12 protein-coding genes and 1 pseudogene are annotated in these 23,315 nt (G+C 39.2%); 5 read left to right on the top strand and 8 right to left on the bottom strand.

Annotated features, from left to right (window positions below; translation table 11 throughout):
- The first annotated feature begins 43 nt into the window (after positions 1 to 43).
- Positions 44 to 694, top strand: coding sequence for an HAD family hydrolase (locus tag NSB03_RS05495; protein ID WP_024986551.1), 651 nt, complete (start codon positions 44 to 46; stop codon positions 692 to 694).
- Positions 695 to 717: 23 nt separating this feature from the next.
- Here NSB03_RS05495 and NSB03_RS05490 read toward each other — a convergent pair whose 3' ends face one another.
- The 3 genes and pseudogenes from NSB03_RS05490 to NSB03_RS05480 all read right to left on the bottom strand — a co-directional run.
- Entirely contained in the window at positions 718 to 1,119 is a 402-nt protein-coding gene (locus tag NSB03_RS05490) for a HEPN domain-containing protein (protein ID WP_024986552.1), read from the bottom strand.
- Positions 1,116 to 1,439 (bottom strand): nucleotidyltransferase domain-containing protein, encoded by a 324-nt coding sequence (locus tag NSB03_RS05485; RefSeq protein ID WP_024986553.1) that lies wholly within the window; start codon positions 1,437 to 1,439, stop codon positions 1,116 to 1,118. The genes NSB03_RS05490 and NSB03_RS05485 overlap by 4 nt, the downstream gene beginning before the upstream one ends.
- Positions 1,440 to 2,690: 1,251 nt before the next feature.
- Positions 2,691 to 3,176: pseudogene (locus tag NSB03_RS05480) on the bottom strand (rhamnogalacturonan lyase domain-containing protein); the annotation flags it as partial.
- A 349-nt stretch (positions 3,177 to 3,525) separates the two neighbouring features.
- Here NSB03_RS05480 and NSB03_RS05475 point away from each other — a divergent pair.
- Positions 3,526 to 5,496 carry a rhamnogalacturonan lyase family protein gene (locus NSB03_RS05475; protein WP_257466268.1) on the top strand — a complete coding sequence of 657 codons (1,971 nt, stop codon included), beginning with the start codon at positions 3,526 to 3,528 and terminating at the stop codon, positions 5,494 to 5,496.
- Positions 5,497 to 5,592: 96 nt separating this feature from the next.
- Here the strand turns inward: NSB03_RS05475 and NSB03_RS05470 are convergent, their stop codons facing one another.
- Genes NSB03_RS05470 through NSB03_RS05450 form a run of 5 tightly spaced genes read right to left on the bottom strand, consistent with a single transcriptional unit; the run spans position 5,593 to position 16,290 of the window.
- Positions 5,593 to 7,182 carry a fimbrillin family protein gene (locus tag NSB03_RS05470; RefSeq protein WP_024986555.1) on the bottom strand — a complete coding sequence of 530 codons (1,590 nt, stop codon included), beginning with the start codon at positions 7,180 to 7,182 and terminating at the stop codon, positions 5,593 to 5,595.
- A 44-nt stretch (positions 7,183 to 7,226) separates the two neighbouring features.
- Positions 7,227 to 8,195 (bottom strand): fimbrillin family protein, encoded by a 969-nt coding sequence (locus NSB03_RS05465; RefSeq protein WP_257466267.1) that lies wholly within the window; start codon positions 8,193 to 8,195, stop codon positions 7,227 to 7,229.
- Between the two features lie 42 nt (positions 8,196 to 8,237).
- On the bottom strand, positions 8,238 to 11,480 hold the full coding sequence (locus NSB03_RS05460; protein ID WP_371826226.1) for a DUF4450 domain-containing protein: 3,243 nt from the start codon (positions 11,478 to 11,480) through the stop codon (positions 8,238 to 8,240).
- Positions 11,481 to 11,518: 38 nt separating this feature from the next.
- Positions 11,519 to 13,138 (bottom strand): RagB/SusD family nutrient uptake outer membrane protein, encoded by a 1,620-nt coding sequence (locus tag NSB03_RS05455; RefSeq protein ID WP_024986556.1) that lies wholly within the window; start codon positions 13,136 to 13,138, stop codon positions 11,519 to 11,521.
- A gap of 11 nt (positions 13,139 to 13,149) precedes the next feature.
- Positions 13,150 to 16,290 (bottom strand): SusC/RagA family TonB-linked outer membrane protein, encoded by a 3,141-nt coding sequence (locus NSB03_RS05450; RefSeq protein ID WP_257466266.1) that lies wholly within the window; start codon positions 16,288 to 16,290, stop codon positions 13,150 to 13,152.
- 302 nt (positions 16,291 to 16,592) lie between these two features.
- On the opposite strand from NSB03_RS05450, the gene NSB03_RS05445 reads away from it, so the two are divergent.
- From NSB03_RS05445 to NSB03_RS05435, 3 genes are all read left to right on the top strand, one after another.
- Positions 16,593 to 20,951: a hybrid sensor histidine kinase/response regulator gene (locus NSB03_RS05445; protein WP_257466265.1), complete on the top strand. Its 4,359-nt coding sequence runs from the start codon at positions 16,593 to 16,595 to the stop codon at positions 20,949 to 20,951.
- Between the two features lie 124 nt (positions 20,952 to 21,075).
- The gene (locus NSB03_RS05440) at positions 21,076 to 21,855 is read left to right on the top strand and encodes a hypothetical protein (protein ID WP_024986557.1); all 780 of its coding nucleotides are present in this window, start codon (positions 21,076 to 21,078) and stop codon (positions 21,853 to 21,855) included.
- 214 nt (positions 21,856 to 22,069) lie between these two features.
- A complete protein-coding gene (locus tag NSB03_RS05435) occupies positions 22,070 to 23,146 on the top strand; it encodes a glycoside hydrolase family protein (protein ID WP_024986558.1) in 1,077 nt (358 codons plus the stop codon).
- Positions 23,147 to 23,315: the final 169 nt, after the last annotated feature.

The raw sequence follows: 23,315 nt of genomic DNA, 5'->3' as shown, positions 1-23,315 counted from the left end.
ATAAGAAATTTAAATATAGAATTAACTATAAACATAAGCCTTAATGAAAAAACTAGCAATATTCGATTTGGACGGTACATTACTAAATACTATTGCAGACCTTGCCCATAGCACTAATTATGCTTTAAATAAATTAGGATACCCCACACATGATGTGGAAAAGTATCACTTCATGGTAGGAAATGGTATCAACAAACTCTTTGAACGTGCATTGCCCGAAGGAGAAAAGACAGAAGAGAATGTACTCCGAGTTAGAAAAGAGTTCGTTCCTTACTACGACATCCACAATGCAGATAACAGCCGCCCTTATCCGGGTATCTCAGAACTTTTATCCTATTTACAATCCGCAGGTATCCAACTTGCCGTAGCTTCCAACAAGTATCAAGCGGCTACCGAGAAACTGGTTGCCCATTATTTCCCCGAAATCCGTTTCACTGCCGTTTTCGGTCAACGGGAAGGGGTGAACGTAAAGCCTGACCCGACAGTAGTTTTTGACATTCTGAAATTGGCCAATGTAGAAAAAGAGGATGTACTCTATGTCGGTGATTCGGGAGTCGATATGCAAACGGCAGTCAATGCAGGCGTGATAGCTTGTGGGGTAACATGGGGCTTCCGTCCACAGGCAGAATTGGAAGAGTTTAGTCCGGCATATATAGTGGATATAGCCGAAGAGATAAAAGGATTGATTCTTTAATACAAATAGCTTTACAAGAATAGTTATGATTCGGCAAGCAGAACTTCAATAGTCTCAATAAGTTCTCTTGCCGGGGCTTTTATCGTACTGATTTCATCCTCTGATATTGAATAAATACAATTATAATCTCCTTTCTGTCGTAATTGTTCCATACGCGCCAAAAAGCTTCCTAAGCGTGCACTTATTTTACCTGTTTTTATAAAATTCAAGCCAAAGCAAGCTATCAGCCCATCATGGGTTTTACATGATAAACCATTTTGTATTAACAAAGCTTGAACCGCATGAAAACAGGCATAGTAATATCTATTGGAAGCAATATCCCAATACTTCATATCAAACATTTCATCTGCCTGTTTTAGAAATACTTTAGCTTTCTCCAATTGTAATACCACTAAAGAATTACGTTCTTCATCTGTCAATTTCATACTAATTTAATTCCCTCTTGTTCGACATTTTTATAAAATGGTGTAATACAACTTGCAGTCCATTCTTTCATGGTATACATAATCGGATTAATCCGCGCTCCCAAATCCCATCCCAACATAGTTAAAGGGAAGCTTACTTTATCATAATCTTCAGGCTCCAGTTTTTCTTTATCAAGAATAATCAAAATATCCCAATCAGAATCAATCCGTGCATCCCCACGAGCTTGAGAACCAAACAACAAAGCCTTTCCTCCTTTTGGCAAATGCTCCGTTAATGCCTGCTTAATAGATTCTAATACTTTATTTGCATGACTTTTCATATTCGTTTCTTCTTTACTCTTCTACAAATATACGATAAATATCAATTCGGCCAATATGACTTACGAAGAAATCGCTTTAGCAAATAACTCATACCTGGTTATTATCTATGATGAAACTGAATAAAGTGATATTTCCTTTCGACTTGTCGCTTATCAGGGTATTCATTTATTTTAGTATTGTATTGGTTTCCCGCAATATCAAAAAAGGCGCGGAAACTATTACGATATTATTTTGTGAAAGGCTCTGGTAAGCCTGCAATCCAATAATAAGTAATAGCTCCACGCCCATTGAGATATATAACAAAATTATATACAACATAGACGTGGAGACAGGTCACTTATTATCTGCGATTGCTAAAATTTACCAGATTCTTCACAACAGATAATAATGAAACACTATCTCTAGTAATTCAATAAAATGCATCTTCTTTTTCAAGACACACCACAAGTATAAGTATATTTTTTCATTATAGATATTACTTTCTTCTATTATTTAATCATGCAGATTACTTTTATTTTTCAACTCCATTCTAGAATAAAAAAACAAAATCATTTCTCATATTCTCATAGGAAAGCATATTCATCTGACTACTAACCTCATACATTATGAGAATAAAATTATTTACATGTATTTCTCATGGTTTTATCAAGAAAATGCGCTTAAAATAATGCATTTCTCATCCTATTACCGGCATTTCTCATGCATCAAAAATAGTATTCTCATAGTCTGAGCATCAATGCTTAATGAACTGTAGTAAAGCTACCGTTCACCTTCATTATAACTAGCTGACAGTCAAAGATTATACTACTGTAATCAATAGATTTTCAATAAGACATCTCTATCGTTGCACTCCAATGAACAGACTCGTGCACTAGAGTGCACAGGTCTATCTACTCGAGTACACCGATCTGTTCACTAGAGTGGAATAATACGGATGAAGGCAGGAAAACACAATAATATCAGTTGTAAGAGATATCTTATCTACCGACCTAACATACAAACTACGGCTATATTGCCTTCTACATATTAGTCTCTTGAAACAAAGACAAGCATAATATGCAGCATGAGAAATGCGAAACGAAGCATGAGAAATACCTTCTTTAAAGGCATTTTAGAGCTATAAACTATGAGAAATGCATGTAAATATTTTTATTCTCATAGTCTATACACTTAATTATCAATCGAATACCATTCTTTATGAGAACATGAGAAATGATTTTGTTTTTTCTTATAGGAGAAAGGGCAGGGAATGTATCTTCATTTCCTTTCCCTATGAAACAGCCGAGTCCGGCATTACTCAATTTACTATCCGACTTTAACCGCAGAAAATCTATCTCCGGAAGACTTCCATCCACTTTACGCGACAAAGTAAGTTGACCGGCATCCAAACTGATAAAATCATCATCTGTCACGGTCATTTCTATCGGAAGAAAAGAGTTATTGGCAATCTCACATTCCACCTGATTTACATCTATGATATGTTTCTCCGATGACCTCGGCTTATGAGACAAGTTGTTCTTTATGATATGTCCATATCCCGGCACGTCAACCGCTTCCGACGCAGTCTTCCTGTTCAGCATACAGAAATTAGAAGGATTCTGATAACCGGTATTATTATACCAGGCTATTCCACCCAAGTGATGGTTTGCATAGAAACCTTTATTCTTGTTCATATATGCCAGGCAGTATTGAACCACATGCATGGGAATCACAGCAGGCGCTTTCGGATTATCACTCTACAAAATAGTTTGTTGCCGGAAGACAAAGGTAGTATCCTATAAAAAGAAGAAAAAGAGTGATGCGTTTCATGATATATTATGTATTATGTGATTGCAAAGTTATAGCATTTTCTCCTATAAAAGATGTAAGATTGTACGCAAAGGATAGACAATTATCTTTTCGTCCTCAATTATTTGACAAATTCTTGTATCAATCACTTAATTTACAATAGGCAATATATTCCATGGTAAGTATAAAAATACATTCTTTGTACACATATTTACAGGTGAATTCCAAGCCAATCCTCTTCCTTTGTACAGAAACTAAAAAAACTCGCAAATATCTAATTTTTATAACAATGTAATTATGAAAAACTTATTTTATGCCTTTGTATTTCTTGGTGTTGCAATAGCCTGTAATGACGACTCAACCCGAAATCTGACACCCTCTCCCACACCTGAGGAAAATGATGATACTCACACACAGGTTGTGGAATTCTTAAAAGAACGTGCCATGACAGCAAGCTATAACACTATATTTTCCAATAAAGAAACGGAAAAACTAGAAAGGAAAGGAGTACTAGTCAGTTGGAGATGGCTCTCTTCCGACCCGGATGATATTGGTTTCGACATCTACCGCAAAGAAGGAAATAACGAATTCAGGAAACTAAACAGAACTCCCATTATAAATAGTTCCAATTACAAAGATCTGACGGCAAACACCGACAAAGTTCTCGAATACGAAGTCCGGCTGGCAAATACAAACAACACATTATGTACATGTAGCCTGACTCCGGAAATGGCACAGAATTTTTACCGGACAGTCCCATTAAATAACAATAATCTGCCGTATCCCAATTTAGTATATAAAGCTTCGGATGCAGCCATTGGCGATTTAGACGGCGACGGAGATTATGAATTGGTTCTGAAACGTGAAGTGTCACCTCTTGACAATGGTAGCACGGGAATTGGAATTACTCCCGGAAGTAACCTGTTAGAAGCATATAAGCTGACAACCGGAACATTTTTATGGCGTATCGATTTAGGCCCTAATATCCGTCAAGGTGCTCATTATACTCCCTTCATTGTATATGATCTGAATGGAGATGGCAAGGCGGAGATCGCAGTCCGAACCTCCGAAGGTACCGTTTTCGGGGACGGAACGAAAATAGGCGATATCAACCAAGATGGAATAACCGACTATGTAGACAGGGCTCCTCAAAGTGCCACTTATGGCAGAATTATCACAGGGCCGGAATTCTTATCTATCATTGAAGGCAGAACCGGAAAAGAAATAGCCCGAACCGCCTACATCTCCCGTGGTGAAAAAAATAAATGGGTGACATATTGGGGAGATAATTGGGCAAACAGGATGGATCGTTTTCTGATGGGAGTCGGACACTTCAGATCTCAGAAAGGAATTCCAAGCCTACTCATGTGCAGAGGATATTATAAGAACTACCAGATTGTAGCTTTAGATTTTACTGATAACAAAATAACAGAGCGATGGCATTTTGATACAGCTGACAACTATTTAGATTATATAGGGCAAGGTAATCATAATTTAGCAGTCGGAGATATAGACGATGACGGAAAAGACGAAGTCTTATATGGGGCATGTGTCATAGACCATAACGGTAAAGGGCTATATAGCACAAAATTAGGGCATGGTGATGCCATGCATTTGGGCAAATTTGATCCTACACTGGAAGGGTATCAAGTAGTAGTCTGCCATGAAGAACCCAAGGAGTATGGAAATGTTGGAACAGAATTCCGGGATGCCAAAACGGGCAGGATATTACATTATATTCCCGGAAACGGCAAGGACGTAGGACGTTGTATGGTTGCAGATGTTGACCCGGACAGTCCCGGATGTGAATATTGGTCGTCAGAACCAGACGGTGTCATGTATTCCTGCAAAGGAGATGAACTGACAGGTAAAAGGGCACCTATAGCCAAAGGTGGTGATACATCATACAATATGGCAATCTGGTGGAGTGGATCATTAAACAGGCAAATGCTCGATTACCTCGTTATTCACAGCTATACCGACGGACGTTTGTTCAATGGCAGCGATTGGGGTGTAAAAACAGCCAGCGGAACCAAAAACAATGCCTGTTTTTATGGCGATATTTGGGGAGACTGGCGGGAAGAAGTTATCTTCGTTGATGAAAATGATACAGAGCTAAGAATCTTTACTACTGATTTTGAAACCGACTATCGTTTCCATCCTCTAATGGACGACCATTTATATCGTTTAAGCGCTACACATCAGAACATAGGTTACAACCAGCCCACTCATCCGGGTTACTATATCGGTTCTGACTTGAACAAATAAAAAAGAAAGGCGTGTATGCTTTCCGCAAAGAACATACACGCTTTTTATAAAACTAACCCTATTCAAAACTCTATCATTTCCTTACCTCAATAAATATCAGAAAGCAAATACATATCGGGAGCTTACTCCAGGTCTGTCGTATTTCAATCCATCAACTTTGGTACTTCCACTGCTTGTCAACTGTACTCCAAATATACTTGTATTATTACGCTCTGTAGACGACCAATAATACATGTCATTTTTCAGTCCGTCACTACCTGTTATTTTTCCCAACTGCGTATTCATCGTTTCCCAATTAGTTACCATTGCCCTCAAATCACCGACAGAAGGAATAAACCAACCGGAAGAAATACTCGGAGCAACCAAATTATAGTTATTCAAGGAATTCACTAAAAGTGACTTATTCTTTGCTTCCGCATATTTTTTAATTACTTCCGTGTGATTATACCCTAATTGCTGATCCCTCGGCGTACCATTCAATGTCCCGGTAGACGCCGATCCATCCCATCCCATCGGACTTAAATCAATATAGGAATTTCTTTCGGCAAACTCTGTACGATACCAAACTCTTATTTCATCTTTCTCCCCAAAAACAATATTGATATTCTCTTTCAGCCCCAAAACCAATCCATGGGTACAGCCCGGATGATCACGCAATAATGCATCCTGACGTTCAGAATAAGTAAATTCATTATCTTCTGTAAAAGGATATAACACAGAAGGCATCGGATTACCAACAAAATAAACGACTCCTACACAATCATCGCTAACAGGAGCATTATCGTCAACAGAAGCCAACGCACCATTAGAATATATCAGATCACCCACTTTCAATTCATGATCCACAGTTTGCAGCCCTCCGTCTATCTCACAATAAATATACTCTCCGGCTTTCAACTTTGTCGCATCTATCGAGTATTTTTTAAGCCCGTTGTCTACAGAACTGATAAAACTTCCTCCTATTTGCGCTACTTTTTTTGTCGGATTCACCAAAACACGGTAAGTCGTTGTTTCCTTATCATAATAAGGAATGATCACCTGCTCACCAATAGAAAATTTCACCTCTCTCAAAGATACACTGTAAGATGGCAGTTCAGGAGAAACCTCATTAGTGAAATTATAAGTAACAGAAGGCAGTTCGGCTACCATCAAGGCCATCCGATGATTCATTACAAAAGTTATTGTACTTCCGTCTGCTGAAGCCTCCCCTGTCATTAAATCATTATTTGTATATCTGTCACCACTCAGATCTGTGTCAACAGTCCAGTTCCCCACAATCGTTTCAAACGGATCCTCCTTCGTCATATCTATAGTTATATTTTCCTTATAAGGATAATATGCATAAAAAGTCACGGTTTCCAAATCTTCCGTACACGAAAGACGTCCTCCGTCAATTCCCCATATTCCATCATTATACGTCGCAAGGACATTTTTAATGAAAACTTCCTTATCACTATTTACCGCAAAAATACCAATCGCATCCCCGTCCGAAAAAGTTGTCTTGTAAGTCACATCAGTGACAGCACGACTTACATTGCCATTTTGTTGAATACTGGAATCAACCACCTCAATCTTTAATATATTACTATTGACGGCCAGCTTGGCATCCTCATCCTGCGAGCATGCCACCATCAGAAAAGAACCGAGCAATACATAAACTGCAAAAATAAATTTATAATATCTCATAACGTTTCTTCTTTTAAATGTTTAATTATCATATAACTCCATACTTATTGACCTGCCCCCTGACTGACAATAGTTTGAGTATTTCCCCCATCCCATCGTACATCTCCTGGTTCAACTCCTGTAATAGTATTACCGTCACTTGTATCAATTTCCTGACGATCTCCTTCAACCCATCCCTGAACTTCTCCAGATTCGACAGTTACATAAATCGTTTCATCCCTCTCACTGATTATTACAGTGTACGGATGTATGCGTCCGGGAACCAGGTTCATCTCACCAATCTTCTTGATAAAAGATTTCCCGCCCATTTCTATCTCAAAAGTAACCTCTGAAACTTTTTGAGGAAATACAATCAATGAAGTCCGCATATTTTCACCGGCCATAACCTTCTGAGATAACGCCAAAGCCGGTGCATCTTCGACAACAGCGGTCGTGCCGTCTATTGTATTGAAAGTTCCTTTAAGTTTCAAGCCAATCAACGTATAAGTTATGTCATCCAACGTCAAACCGTCTTTTCCTTCAAAAGAAAAATCAATCCTGCTCATCTGATGCGAAAAAGCAAAGTTGACATCCGGATTGTTCCGTCCGGCTTCCGTAGTCGCATAAAGAAAATCAATGGACATTTGCTTTTCCTGTGTTTGTTTATCCGAAGTCGTTTCCACTGTTATACAATCAGCAACCATAACGGAAGTCTCCGTAAATGGATAATAGGCGGACAATACATGTTCCTGTTTTCCCAGGAAATAAATAGACTGATTCTCGTCAAATGCTGCAAACGAAGATAAATTTCCTGTATATTTATAGGAAATATTTACATCATCTTCACAAGTTACCCCTATACGATCACCATCAGTCCACGTAGTACCAACAGTCCGGGACTTCTCCACAACCTCCGTGATTGTTCCCGAAATTGCCGCTTTCACCCCGACGATATCATCGCCGGAGTAATCATAGCTGCTACATCCCCAACATAAGATAGACAATGCAGCAATAAATGGCATTTTTCTTTTCATAAGACTATAATTTAACAAGTTATATTTTCGGAATAAAGACTGTTATTGTAATGTTACGCTCATCAATCCAATCACTACATCATTAGCAACGGTTTCCAATGTCAGTTCTTTCAGAGTCTTATTCTTGTCCAACGGAATATCCAGCATGACACCGGCGCCACCTTCAAATCTGCGGTCGGCAGATCCGCGAAGTTTCAAAGCCTTTCCCAAATCACGACTCACGATCCCTGTTTTTAAATGAAACCGATACGGGCGAGGTCTGGGAGCATCAAAAGCAAAATCATCCAGATAAAAGTCCTGCTCAATCGGACACCAATTATCAGGGTTTACCAATTCCAGCACCTCTGAAGTCCCATCTGTATAATATACACGTACAATTCCGTTGGCTATCCGGCACTGCATATGATTGGTGCTCCCTGCAAGCAACAAATAAGCATGGGAAGCTTTTCCAGAGAGAGGAACCTTCACCATATCCGGATAATTATCCCATAATGAAGTGTAAGCGATATTGTTACCTTCTTTCATTACACGGAAAGGAATACCAAGTGAAGTTTTATACATATTATCCTTCACCAAGCTACGTAAGCCGGAATCATCAATTTCAGCAGTCAGCAATGGATGGCACCATTCTCCAATTCCCTGAGTCGGTAACTGCAAAGTTGTATAAGGAGAACGTGGCGACAAATACTCATTTTTAAAAATATCCGCTACAGAAGAATTAAACAGCTTATCCATGTTTACCACACGACATTTACCAGTTTCAATATTTTCAAATCCATTGTATACGACTTGAGGAACATTGACATAGACATTGACAGGTTGCCACCATTCCATATTCCCTTGACGAGTGTACACAAAGAAAGTATGATGTCCTTTCTTATCTTTATTCACTTTCGACGAAAGCTTGGTTGTGTTTACCTTCTTCGTTACCAGAACATTTTGCGGGTCATATACTTTAAGAAACGAAATACCCTGAGGAGCGTTCAAGTCTACCTGTCCTTCCAGTGTAGTAACAATTTCATCATTTGCAATCTGTTGTAAGACATTACCTTCCCATTGAATCTCGATTTCAGCTTTGGTGACAGCCGGTACAGAAACAACAATCAGAGGATACCCATTCGCAGCTTCTTCCGTCTTCCATTTCACAGCTTTTCCATTCACCTTTACCAAACGGATCTTATCCTTCACAGCATTCACTTGCAACGTCAAGGCCAATGGTTCTTTAAAACGTTGTGTCACATTATAAATATCCACATCACCCTTACGTAAAAATTCATAGGCTAAATCAGCCATTGACATAGACGCCTTATCCCACGCCATAGGAAATCCCGGCCGGATCACCAGTTTTCCATTCAGAGCATCTGGCGAAACGCCATACAAGCCCTGTATTAAAGTGCGGGATGTTATACCTATTTGGTCTGCAAAATCACGATAAGTTTCCCGCCGAACAGCATCATACAAACTTATCTGTCCGAAATTGCCCGGACTTTTCCCAAGGTACATCCCATCCAGAACAGAACCTTTCAACAAATTAAAACCATCATCTCCACGCCCTGCCTGAAAAAAAGCAAGCGCAGTATGCATCACCTCGGCAAATGCTACATTATTCACACTCCACACATAAGGCATCCAGTTCGTAGTGGATAATGTTTCATAATCACGATCCAGCCCATCTGCAAATACCGGAATATGCGGAATAGAGGTATCAACATACCGGGTTGCCTGATAAGCCTGGAAAGGATCGGCTGTTTCACTATCTATCGCGTGATAGATAGTCCACAAACCAGCGCTTTCATGTAAACGCTTATGCCCCATGAAATCTTGATACTCGGCCCAATACCCTTTATCTTTTATCCAAAGCCTTTCATTCATTGCTTTCAATATCTTATCCGCCTCTTTTTCATAGGGAGTAGCATCTTCCCCTATCTTTTCAGCCAGCATAGCGGCCAATTTATTAGCACGATAGTTATACGCTGACGAATGAGTTACAGCTCCACTGTTATAATAAAGTGCATCACTGGCCCAAATACAGCAATAAGCATCATACAGCCCGTCATTATCAGGGTCATAATTCAATTTTTCCCATGCCAGATGACTAGTCAATACAGGCCACATTTTACGTACATAGTCCAAATCGCCGGTCCAGTTAAAATGCCAGAGCAACTCATCAATGTAGCAAAGATTCATATCATAGTGATGCATTTGATCCTTGCGGTAAGGAGTACGGCAAATATACCCGTTACTGTAATGCGGGGTACCCCATTTTTTTACCGAACGTGCCAAATGTAAAGCAGTATCCTGTGTAGGATGAGGTATTGTCGCAGGGACATCCGTAACCTGACTTGCCGCATACGAATCGAAATGCGTACGAGCCCTATCATGCCAGCCAATAAAATCACCGATATAAGCAGCACGCCAGCCATTTAATTGCGAACGCCAGCCAATAGCTCCGTGAAGCCATATTTTGCCATCCCATATTCCATCAGCGGCAGCCGCCAAAGCCCCTCCCAATGGATTAAAATAGGGATCCGGAGTAGAAATCTGAAGAGAAGACTCTATCTCCGAACGCCATTTTTCAGACTTATCGTATAGGGAAGTTCCTTCAACAAGAGTCGGTAAACGTAACTCCTGATCTTCCACAACAATATAAGCAGTCGTTTCATCCAAACTCAATTTATAATGCTTCTGTTCTTTCGGAAGTTGGGGAGCATCAAAACTATCAGCACGATCAGCACCCATATCACCATTGCGGCTTAAATTCTTCGCTCTAATCTCTGAAATATAGCAATGTAAAAGAGCACCCTCCGGCATATCCTTCATTGTAAACCGCCATATTCCTCCTTCTGTGTCAGGAAATGCCAGTACGGAGATATTTAATTCACCTTTGCCCAACAAAGGATCTATCAGACGATAAGTACGCCTTCCCGCCCTATATCTGGCCTCACAAAATTTTAAAGAATCAAGGGCTATACTTTGATTACCACATTGCAAGCGAAAACAGATATGCTTACTATCCTTCGGCTTATAAGCAGCAAACACAGGCCGGTCACTCGTTTCAATCCTAAAGTCTGTAATACCTCCGTACAATGCACGAGTATAGCGATTCTTGCCGTTCACACAAACAAAATCATTACCATCCGGACGATATTGTATAGTACGTTTTATCCCTTTTTTACGTTCATTTTGGGAAATTGTCTTTGTTATATACGCCCCATCTGTCGCCGCTTGTACTACAAGTGAGAACGCAGAGCACATCAGAAAACCAATCAAACAACTTTTATTCATATTTTTCTATCCTATATTTATTACATTTACTTCAATTTTTAACGATACGCTTCATTTTGTACATACAGCCCCTCTTTCACTTTCATCTGCGAATCGGGAATAGGATAGAGATAAGTTCCATCCTTTATTTGCCTGATATACAATAACAAAGTCGGACGTATGACATTACCATTGGCATCCACTGCATATTCCTGAAATTTATCACGAACAGCTTGAAGATTATTATGACGTACCAAATCATGCCAACGGATTCCTTCACAAGCCAACTCTCTCCGTCTCTCCTTGTCAACACATTCCTGGAATGCAGCCGGTTCCTTTTCGGCATTTGTTAATACCGGTATTCCTGCACGCCGCCGTATCCTGTCGACCATATCAACCCCTTTTGAAGTTGGACCTACAATCTCGGCATACATCAACATCACATCTTCCAAACGAATCAACGGGAAATTCAGAGGAAAATAAGTACGATCCACTATCTGCGCATTAATATCATCATACCCCAATGCTTCTCTTTTCATTTTATGTTCCAGGAATTTGATAAAGAAATCCTCACCTGCATATTTCGTCACACTATTAGGATTGTCATCATTCACAAACTTGGTCGTATCAATAGTAGCCAGACACCGTACATCAAGAAAATGTCCTTCTTCATCTTGTTCCTCTTTCAATAAATTATCAAGCCCCTTCGCACAAGCAATACTATTACCGGACATTTCAAGAGTAACATATTTCGAAGGTAAACGAGGCACGGAGTGAAATACCATCGGATTACCATAATCTTTAGCGACTATATATTGAATTTCAAAGATGTGATATTTATTATCATTCTCATTTATCCACATTCTTTGCCATTCACTTGCATTTTTAGCCCAAAATTTACCAGTTGCATCCGCATAATCAATTACTTCTTCAAGAAGCTCCCTAGCGAGTTCCTTTTTAGTTTCATCATACAGAGGAAATCCCGCCATTGTCAGATAAACTCTTCCTAACAATGCCTTTGCCGCAGTCAATGTTGCACGGCCACTGGCGGATTTCCTTCCTAGATAATCCTTCGGTTCCTCCGTCAGGCTTCCGACAGCATATTCCAAATCAGGAATAATAACCTTCTCATAAATTTCTACAGCCTCCGACTGCGGAGTCGACATTGCTTCTGAAATAGTCTGAGGAACAAGCGTCAAAGGAACACGCCCGTAATAACGAACCAAATCAAAATAAGCTAATGCTCTCAAAAAACGCGCTTCTCCTATTTGTTGTTCCTTTATTCCTTCAATAGTATAATTCACCCCATCTACCTTGGACAAAAACAAATTGGCATGCGAAACAATCTCAAACAAGTCATTCCATGCATCCCGAACTGTTGCAATGGTCGATATATTAGGGTTAAAAGAACTGATGTCCATATAGTCACGCTGTGCCGTACTCAGTTCTCCGCACCATGTATTATCTGAACGAACCTCTGACATAAGTAAAGCGTAAGTCGACAACGGAAGCAGTCCGTTATATACTCCTATCAACGCTTGCTCCATTTGCGACGGGGTCGTATAAAAGTTTTCAGTAGTACGGGTATCTACCGGAGTGACATCTAGCCAGTCACTACAAGAAGAGAATAACAATCCCATACTCATAGCTCCACTTAGTATATATTGATATAGTTTCATAGTTTCTTTTATTAGAATGTTACATTTACCCCTAAAGTAATAGTTCTAGACTGCGGATATGAACCATAATCATAGTCACTATTCTTTCCGTCATTATTTACTTCCGGAGAATAACCACCGTCATATTTATCCCACATCAGAAGATTTTCTCCCGAAATATAAACACGGGCATAATTAATTATCTTCTTATTTTTGATGGGAATACGATAGCCCAGCGTTACGTTTTTAATTTTAATAAAATCGGTACTATACAACCAGCGGGTATCGTACAGTGAACCTGTATTAGAGTTATTAATACCGGGAGTTTTCCCATCACCCGGCTGTTCCTCGGAAACCCACATATTTTTCCAACGTGACAATACATTGATAGATGCTCCCATACCCGGACGATCCATGCCACGACCGAGCAGACTATATATCATTCCCCCTGTCTGTCCAGTCAGTAATACAGACAGGTCGAAATCTTTATATTTAAAGGTATTTGTCATACCAAAAGTATAATCGGGATCCGGTTTACCAACCAACGTACGATCCTGGTCATTAATCTTACCGTCATCATTCACATCACGGTATCTCACATCACCCTGAATAGAATTGGACATTGTAGGATATTTCCTCAAATCTTCCTTATACTGATACACTCCTACAGCATCATACATATAATATGCCCTCAAAGGTTGTCCAACCATCAATACCTGTGTATTCGATTTATCCCATCCAATGAAAACCGTACTATTATCTTCTCCCAAACTCAACACCTTATTCTTATTATAAGCTATATTCAAAGAAGTAGTCCACTTGAACCTTCCTGTCAAGTTTTGGGTAGTCAGTTCAATCTCAAACCCTTTATTTTTTATACTACCGATATTCCCCCATGCTTGTGTGAATCCCATTGTACCAGGAACAGAAACCTGATATAATAAATCTTTAGTCGTTTTATCATAATAATCGGCAGCAAGAGTTATCCTGTTATCAAAAAATCCCAAATCCAAACCAACATTCCAACTGTGTGTCTTTTCCCATCCAAGTTCTTTATTATCAATTGAACTGGGAGCAAAACCATTGGTCAGGCTTCCACCAATTGAATAGTTGGAACTACCCATCAGCCCGATAGCAGCGTTAGTAGAAATAGAATTATTTCCATTCATACCCCAGCTACCACGTATTTTCATTTGATTGACCACAAACTTTTCCGGCCAAAACTTCTCGTTAGAGATTCGATAGGCAGCAGAAACAGCAGGAAACATCCCCCAACGATTATTCTTTCCGAAACGTGAAGAACCGTCGCGACGAATACTTGCTGTCAACAGGTAACGGTTATCATATTCATACTGGGCACGCCCGAAATAGGATAATAAGCGATTGGGAGTTGACAAGGTAGCTAACGCAACTTTTATAGCCTCATCACTTTGGTTGAAAACTTCAAGTGAATTATCCGGGAACTGTTGCGCAGACAAGTTTGTAGTGGCTCCCGAAGAACTTTCCATTGAATAACCTGCCATAGCGGCAATATTATGCTTGCCTAATTTCTTATCATAATTTAATACAGCCTGCAACAGATATTTGGATGACCGTATATCTATACGGTTGGCAGAACTATGATACCCTTCACCATCCGTCCAGTTCTTAATTACCGAACTCGGAGTAAAAGTGCGAGTCTGACGGCTTGTAAAATCATACGCACCTTTCACTTCCGCCCTCAATCCGTCAATAATATTGACTCTGATAAAAGCTGAAGAATTCAACCGAGCCGTTTCGATATGATTGGTGACCTGCTCCATATAAGCAATAGGGCTGATTTTTGTACTAGACCATAAATAAGAGGCATAAGGTTCCGCACCGGAATATATCCCAGCATCTGGCTCTGCAACTGGACACATTGTCAAAACCTGATTTGCCTGCTGATCTTTGCCATCCACACGCCCACCATCTTTCCAGTCCATTGACGGAGCCATATTAACGCCTAAAGTGATGCGATCATACAATTTTGTCTCCACATTAGCCCGCAGATTCAAACGTTTGTAAGCACTCTCTATAGCAATACCTTGCTGGTCTATATATCCCAGAGAAAGCCGGTATTGAGTATTCCCTCTACCATTTGAAACAGAAAGCTGATAATTCTGCATCGGAGCCAAACGATAAAATTCATCTTGCCAGTCAATTAGTTTTAATCCACCGTAACCGGGCTGTGTCCATCGCGGGTCATTCATATACTCATAGTTTACCCGATTACCATTCAAGGCATAACGGGTATCCCAATCATCATCTGCCGTAGCTCCTTTTCCTCCTAAAGCAGCAAGGTATCTACTATTGTTATAGGCAGTCCGGAAAGTGATCCACTCTTCCGGGCTTAGTACATCTATTTTCTTTTCCAATTGTTGGATACTGAATGCAGCAGAAAACTGTACCCGGACTTTATCATCCTTATTAGCCATTTTAGTTGTAATCAAAACAACACCATTAGCACCACGAGAACCGTAAATAGCAGAAGATGAAGCGTCTTTCAAAACTTCAATCGACTGAATATCATTTGGGTTGATACTTCCCAAATCATCTATCGGAATTCCATCCACTACATATAAAGGAGTGGCATCCGCATTAATGGAAGCAGATCCGCGCACACGAATCTGTAATTCTGATCCCGGTGCACCATTAGTTGACCGTACTTCTACTCCCGCCAACTGCCCCTGCAATGAAGAGGCAAGATTGGGTGCCGGACGGTCTTCAAGTTTCGCTGCATCAACTTTGGCAATGGCCCCGGTCACATTCCCCCTTTTGGCTGTACCATAACCGATTACAACCACTTCGTCCATTTGCACGTCATTTTCGCTCATCCTGATGGCAAAAACACTCTTTCCTTTAATAGAAATAGTCTGTGAAGCATATCCCAAATAAGACACCTCAATTATCTTAGCTTTATCAGGAACTGCAAGAGTAAATTTGCCATCCACATTGGTAATCGTCATTCCAGACTTCCCTTCTGCTACAATAGTTGCCCCGATCAACGGTTCATTTCGTTCATCAACCACCGTACCGGATATGGTACGTTTTTGTGCAAATACTGTGACCGAATGGAGAGCCGAAATCATCATCAAGAAGAAAAATATATATTTTCTTCTCCAACAACTAATCTCACAAACAGTGCTTTTCATACATTCTAGTTTTCATTTAATAATATTAGTTTTATACAATCTCATAAACCATGGTAATACAAAATTCAGTTATCAATTCAACAGCAAATATAGCGGCATACCTGAAGCTGCTCATGCATTTTTCTCCATATACCATGCACATTTGTCCACCTGAACATTTTTATATAGTCCCTCTTTCTTTTTTTCAGGTTATTCAAGAAATTCAATGCAAAAGTCTGAATTTAAACTTTAAAATTACGTGCTATTTATCTATCTTTACCGCAGATCTAAAAAAACACAATCATTATTATCACTATACAAGTATGAGATTCTTCATTAAAGCTACAATTTTCTTTTTTATATGTACATGTATTATATATCCGGCAAACGCCTCCATAGAAATACATGCTAGGAATCTGACTGCCACTGACGGATTAGCCAATAATTCTATCAGGCATATCTATCAAGACAGCAAAGGATTCATTTGGTTTTCTACTTTAAATGGCCTGAGCCGTTATGATGGAAATTCATTTGTTACTTTCCGTCCCCAGAGCGGTGAAGAACTGTCATTAGCGGATCATCGTATCAGAAGTGTACAGGAAGACTCCGACGGATTCCTATGGATTACAACTTCCGCGGAACAAATCAGTTGTTATGATTTGAAAAAAGACTGTTTTGTAGATTTCACCGGCAAAGGAGAAATGAAAGACCGTTATAATGAAGTCACAATCCTCCCCAATAAGGATGTATGGCTTTGGGGAAGGGTGCAAGGCTGCCGGAAAATTACTTATAAAAACAACAAATTCAGTTCGGAAACATATTCTACCGACAACCATAAACTAAAATCCGACAATATACGTTTTCTTAGTGTATTTGATTCAAATTCCATTTGGATTGGTACAGGAAAAGGGCTGTATTTACTTAAAGATAACACGCTCGAATGTATAGATTCGACTCACTACTTCCTTCAAAGCGCAGTCATTGATAATACTATTTATTTCATAACATCAGAGGGATTTATTTGGAAATACAACCAGCAGCACCTCACGAAAGTTGCCAATACTGCCACATCAACTGATTTTTTGCTAACAGGCAATATTGTATTACGTAACGAATGGCTGTTATTTACCAAACAAGGCGGAATCTTATTCAATCCCAAGACCAATACAACCAGAATTGCTCCGGAAGAGCTCAATATCCGTAATGGATTGGTAGTGAAAGATAACCGCAACAACTACTGGGTTCATAATCAGACTGGATACATTAACTATATTCAAAAAGAATCCGGTAGTGTCAAAAAGATTGATGTAAGATCGTCAAAGCTCCCATATTTCATTGATTACGAACGCTATCATGTCTATCATGACTCCAGAGACATTATATGGATAACGACTTATGGGAACGGACTTTTTGCCTATAATCCTACTACTAAAGAACTGGAACATTTTACCGCAACCGCCAATCATACAAATCCCATCGCCTCAAACTATCTTCAATATATAATAGAAGATCACTCGGGCAATTTATGGACAAGTAGCGAATATTCCGGTATATCCCAAATTGAAATCATAAATAAAGGGGCTGCAAAAGTATATCCCGAAGGTGAATTAAATATCGACAGGGCAAATGCCATCCGCTTCATATCCCACATGCAAGATGACGAAGTATGGATAACAACGCGTGCAGGCGGATTATATATCTACGATAATAAACTAACAAAACAGAAAAGCAAAAAGTATTATGATATAAATATCTATTCTGCATGTGAGGATAGTAAAGGTAATATATGGTTGGGAACACGCGGGAAAGGGCTCCAAGTCGGAGACGACCAACACTATATACATCAGGCAACCGATACAAATTCCTTAGCTGCCGATCCAGTATTCTGCATTTTGCAAGACCGCAAACAACGTATGTGGATAGGAACGTTCGGCGGCGGACTTGATCTCGCTGTTCCTAAAAAAGACAAATACATATTCCGGCATTTTTTCAATAAGACTTATGGCCAAAAGGAAATCCGCACTATCTGCGAAGACCGTAACGGATGGATATGGGTAGGAACCAGTGAAGGTGTTTTTGTATTCGATCCTGACCGTATTATAAAAGACCCGAACGATTTTTACCAATACAATCTGGATAACCATGCCCTGAAAAGCAATGAAATAAAATCGATTATACAAGATAAGAAAGGCAGGATATGGATTGCCGAATCAGGTATCGGATTTTGCGTAGCCAATATAAAGAATGATTATAAAGATATATCCTTTACTCACTATACGGTCAATGATGGACTTGTCCACAGTGTAGTACAAGCTTTCATTGAAGATGATGAAGGAAATATCTGGGTATCCACCGAATATGGGATTTCTTGTTTTAACCCGGAAAACAAAATATTCAACAATTACTTCTTTTCTAATGATATATTGGGGAATGTATATACAGAAGGATGTGCCAAATTAAAAGATGGTCGTTTGGCTTTCGGCACCAACCACGGACTTATAATACTCAATACTAAGCAAATTAAAAACAAAGAGAAAATTCCGTCCGTTACATTTACAGACTTAAAGTTAAACGGAATATCAGTCCGTCCTGCCGATATGGACTCTCCATTGACAGCCGCTCTGGCATATACAGATGCCATCAGTCTGAAATATTACCAAAGTTCCTTTGTCATAGACTTCTCCACTTTTGACTATCCCATTTCGACTAATACAAGGTTCAGCTACAAACTTGAAGGATATGACGATGACTGGAGTATTCCTTCTACATTAAACTTTACAGCTTATAAAAACTTACCGGCAGGTACCTACTATCTACATGTCAAAGCCTGCAGCGTATCAGGTATATGGAGTGATAACGAGGCGACACTTGAAATCAAAGTAACTCCCCCTTTTTGGGCAACCGGATGGGCTTTCCTTGTTTACATACTCATTGCAGGCATTATCATGTATTTTGTATATCGTACTATCAGGAATATTAACAACTTGCGGAATAAAATTAAAGTAGAAAAGCAATTAACAGAATACAAGTTAGTATTTTTCACTAATATCTCACATGAATTCAGAACTCCGCTTACACTAATACAAGGGGCTTTGGACAGAATCCACCGTACCCACAATATCCCCAAGGAGATACGTTACTCTATCAAACTAATGGACAAAAGTACCCAGCGTATGCTGCGTCTGATCAACCAATTACTTGAGTTCCGGAAAATGCAGAACAACAAACTCGCCCTTTCGCTTGAAGAAACTGACGTTATCGCTTTCTTATATGAAATCTACCTAAGCTTTCAGGATACAGCCGAATCCAAGAATATGGATTTCAAATTTATACCATCCGTCAATTCATACAAAATGTATATTGATAAAGGTAATGTCGACAAAGTCGCCTACAATCTTTTATCAAATGCTTTTAAATATACTCCTTCCGGTGGAAAGATAGAATTCAGCATTTATATTGATAAACAAAAACAGCTATTAATTATGAAAGTAACGGATACAGGCGTAGGCATACCCAAAGAAAAACGTAATGAGCTGTTTAAACGTTTCATGCAAAGCAGTTTTTCTAGCGACAGTATAGGAGTAGGTTTACATCTTACCCATGAACTGGTTCATGTTCACAAAGGGAACATCTGCTATGAAGAAAATCCGTCAGGTGGTTCTATTTTCATTGTAACTTTACCTATTGATTCTTCCATTTATCAATCTAACGACTTCCTTATTCCTGAAAATGCCATATTAAAAGAAGAAGCACAAAACCATCCTTCGCTTTCTGCTCTTAATGAGGAAAATGCTCACTCTGAATCAGAAGAAGAAATAGATAAAGAAGTAGAAAATATAGAGAAAGAACTAAAAACAGAACTGAACGCATCTGATCAAGAGGGTCCTCTAAACAAACGGAAAATACTTATTATCGAGGATGACAATGACGTACGGGAATTCTTGAAAGAAGAACTGACCCCATATTTCGAGGTTGCTGCCGAAGCGGATGGAAAAAATGGTCTGGAGTATGCCCATAATAATGATATAGACCTCATTATCAGCGATGTCATGATGCCTGGATATAATGGCTTCGAGATAACCCGTAAACTAAAAAGTGACTTTAGTACCAGTCATATTCCTATAATCCTACTTACAGCCCTGAATGTAGCGGAAAGCCATCTGGAAGGAGTGAAAAGCGGTGCAGACTCTTACATAACAAAACCTTTCAGTACCAAACTGTTACTGGCAAGCATATTCAAACTGATAGAACAGCGTGACAAACTAAAGGAGAAGTTTTCCAATGACTTGTCAGCCAAACGTCCTGTGATGTGTACATCGGATAAAGACAAGGAGTTTGTCGAAAATCTGACCAAGATAGTGGAAGAACAACTGACTAACCCTGAATTTACTGCCGATGATTTTGCTTCTATGATGTCACTGGGTCGCACCATCTTTTACCGTAAAGTGCGTGGAGTGACCGGACATACTCCCAAAGAATATCTTCGTATCATGCGAATGAAGAAAGCTGCCGAATTGTTGTCAACCAAGAAATATACCGTATCTGAAGTAACTTATATGGTCGGCATCAATGACCCGTTCTATTTCAGCAGATGTTTTAAGGCTCAATTTGGCATCTCTCCTTCCAGTTATCTGAAAAGATACCAAGAGGGCATAAGAGAAACAGAAATAAACGAAGATTAATAAATATATTTATGTGTTTGTGAACATATGTACATGTTTAATGGATTTTTTTCACTAGTCGGAATAAAAAGTTCAGACTAATTTTGTCTCAGAAAAAATTATCAACACATTTAATTATAGCATTATGAAAAGATCGGTATTAATTTTAAGCCTGGCAGCCTTTGTATTATCAGGCAACGCACAAGTATTAAAAAGCAATCTGCTAAATGGATATAAACAAGGTGATAAATTGGAAAAAGCTACATATAATAAAACTGATGCTCCAATAAAAATAGATACCTGGTGTGAAGCATTCTCTTCCCAAACTGACAAGAATGCCGGTAGTCCCATTACCGGACAAGAGCTCAGTTATGAGGGATATACGGAAAAAGGAGTATCTATCAAAATAGGAGAACTCTCGGAAAATGTGAAAGGTTCAAGATTTAGCGTATATTCCATTTCTGAAAAGAATGACTATTGCAGGGGAACTTTATACCTTTCATTTTTGGCAAACTTTTCCTCCGTCGCTTCCAGTCGCTTAGGCGATTTCATTGCTCTTTCCCCTGTTCATACTGGCGGTAATCTGCGTGCCAGAGTATATGTCGGTAAAGTAGACGATGAACATATCCGATTCGGGACTAATCTGTTAAGAGTTAATGCAGAATCCTTCAAAAGCCATGCGCTTAATAAGACACATCTATTGGTTCTCAAACTGGATTATAAAAAGAACGAGGTTTCATTATTTGTAGACCCAGCCTTAACAGCAGAAGAACCTCAACCCGATGTGGTAGCGAAGGGGGACGAAGATAATAACAAATTAAAAGGGGGAATTCGTTCTATTTCATTTAGGAACCGCGATGATTTGACCGGAAATGTCGGTAACTTCCGCTTCTCTTCCAGTTGGGCAGGTGTGATAGCTCAATAAAAATCTATTTTTATTATTGCATTATGATGTAATATGGAGCATTGTACACAATTCAATGCTCCATTGTTTTTTACAATCTTGTCATCATTATTCACTTTCATCATTTTGTACTACAAAAGTGATGTAAATATAATATCGCTATTTGTAAAATCAATCATCTTTAACCATACAAGTCTAAAAGAATTATCAATCATATAGAAATATCACAGAAATTATGAAACACATCCTTTTTTATGCATTATTCTTTATTTTAAAAATTGCGTCAGCACAAGCCCAAAATCTTGACCTGTCGAAGAACTATCCAGCAGAGGCTATTTCTTCTTTTGCTGAACGTCTGGAACCTATGGGACGCATCTTGGAAGACGATAATTATTATGTGTGGTGTTGTGCACCAATTATAGATGAAAAGAATAAAGTACATGTATTTTATTCACGTTGGGAAAAAAAGTATGAAATGAAAGGGTGGTTGGGACATTGTGAAATCGCACACGCCGTAGCCGACCAACCGGAAGGACCGTACAAATACGTATCAACGGTACTGACACCCCGTCCGGGATATTTTGATGGCAGTACATGTCACAATCCAAGTATTTATAAAATAGATGGTCGTTACTGGCTATTCTACATGGGAGCAACTAATGGCAAATTTGGAACAAAACGTATCGGATACGCTGTAGCAAACTCTATTTGGGGACCGTGGGAAAGATGCGAAAAGCCATTATTAATGCCTGGAAATTCAGGTGAATGGGATGATTATATTACCACTAATCCAGCTTTCTTAAAACACCCGAACGGGAAATACTGGCTTTATTATAAATCTTGTAATGAGAATGAATATGTGAACCAACATATCAATGGCATTTCAGGTAACCGAAAATACGGGATAGCTTTTGCAGACGAAATTACAGGGCCTTATCGACGATATGAAAAAAATCCGATTGTCGATTTTTCCGGTTTCGGAGAAAACAGGCAAGTAGAAGATGCGTATATCTGGTATGAAAACGGTATATTTAAAATGTTAATGAGAGATATGGGATTCTACGACCATACAGTGGGGCTCTATTTCGAATCCAAAGACGGGTTAAACTGGCAGAATCCTCAAATTGGCTGGTTTGGAGCAGAGCATTATATCGAACAACCGCCCGCTCCTAAACACCTCAAACGTTATGGACGCTTCGAACGCCCACAAATACTAATGAAAAATGGAAAACCAGCTTACCTTTTCACAGCTTCCCAAGGGGGAAAAGCAGAAACTTCTTCAGGTTTCGTCTTTAAAATCAATCCCGAATAAATGAATATAGAAATTAAAGTACACTTATAAAAAATTGTTATGAAAAAAATTATAAGTAACTAATCAAAATTAAGCAGCATAATGGCTAAAGGTAATATTCAGTCGTGTTCCTATCGCCGCCAAAGCCCTGTTGGTGGCATAAAACAGCGATTCGGTAGTGACATAATCC

The sequence above is a fragment of the Bacteroides acidifaciens genome (assembly GCF_024623065.1).
GTDB classification, from domain to species: Bacteria; Bacteroidota; Bacteroidia; order Bacteroidales; family Bacteroidaceae; genus Bacteroides; species Bacteroides acidifaciens.
The sequence above is the reverse complement of the archived record's forward strand: the minus strand, read 5'-3'. Positions and strand labels throughout refer to the sequence as shown.